We start from the raw sequence: 1362 nt of genomic DNA on the forward strand, positions 1-1362 counted from the left end.
CCCAGGGCCGAAGCGTTCTCACGTCGTGAGACCGAGTAGCTGAAGACCGTCTGCGGGGTGGCTGCGGTAGTGGTCGGTGGCGGCGGCGATGTTGGTCCAGCCGATCAGGCGGGCCAGGCCGATGGCGAGGTTGCGCAGGCTCGCCATGACCCGTGGGGCGGCGCCGGTCCGGACGCGGGAGGCGTCTTCGCGGTAGGTGACGTCGCGGATGTGGTGCAGGGCCTCGATGCTCCAGTGGCCGCGGATCAGCGCGGCGAGGCGGGCGTGGGTGAGACGGCCGGGAGGCAGGCTGGTGATCGCGTAGACGGTGACGATGGTGGTCTTGCCGGTGCGGCGGTCGGTGCGGCGGCGTTTGACCTGGATGGCCTGGGCGGCGTGGGGGAAGGGCAGGCCGGGCCGGGAGGTGCAGATCTTCATGCGGCGGATCTCGCGGCGGCCGTGTCCGCGCTCGTCGGTGCGATCGCTGAGGAAGGCTGCTCGCCAGGGCAGGGCCTTGAGCCGGAGATGCAGGGTGGGCTGGTTGCCCTTGACGATGAGCAGGTAATGGCCGCCTGCGGCGATGATCTGACGGGCGTGCTCCTGCTGGGTGTGCAGGGCGTCGGCGGTGACCACCGTGTTCGACAGGTCCAGGCCGGACAGCAACGGCGTGAACGAGCCGATCTCATTGGTTTTGGCCGCGACCTGCCGCTGAGCGACGACCGTCTGGGTGTCGTGGCGGGCGGCGGCCAGCAGGTGCACCGTGTCGTCGGTGGTGCGGCTGCCGCGCAGGGCCTTGCCGTCGATGGCCAGGCCGACCAGCGGGGTTCGACCGGCGGGCGGGTCTGCGGTGCTCTGGCCGCTGGCGGCCAGAGCGGCCAGGTAGGTACCGATTGCGGTGTCGAGGGCGTCGCCGTCCAGGCGGGCGAGCAGTCGCCGCAGGGTGCTGGTGGCCAGGCGGACGGTTCCGGTCAGTCCGGCGCGAGACAGGACGCTCGGGTCGTATCCGTGGATGGATCTGCTGACCGCGGCGATGGAGGTGGCTCCGCCGAGGACGGCGAGCAGCATCAGGGCCAGGAGCGGGCCGAGCCGGTAGCGGCGTCCGCGGCGGCTGCGCGGGTCGGGCAGGGTGTCCAAGACCTCGGCCAGTACGGGCAGCTCGTCGGAGTCGCTGATGAGGGCAGTGGAGACGGTGTGCTCCCGGTGGCGGGTGAGCACGTCGATAGGGGATGATGGCACGCGAACGCGGCCCCTGTTCTTGATCGACTGGCTAGACACCGACGATCATCAGGGGTCGCGTTTGTCATCTACACATCGGGGTGCCCTCGACCACCAGCTCGGTGCAGGGCCGCGGCCGTCTCACCGGTCGAGAACGCCTCCGCCTTG

Annotated in this window: 1 protein-coding gene; it reads right to left on the reverse strand. The window is 70.8% G+C overall.

What is annotated here, in order from left to right:
- Positions 1-18: 18 nt before the first annotated feature.
- Positions 19-1215, reverse strand: a complete 1197-nt coding sequence (locus ACWEF2_RS31625; RefSeq protein WP_453819913.1) for an ISAs1 family transposase — start codon at positions 1213-1215, stop codon at positions 19-21.
- Between the last annotated feature and the right edge of the window lie 147 nt (positions 1216-1362).

Source organism: Streptosporangium sp. NPDC004631, from assembly GCF_053601935.1.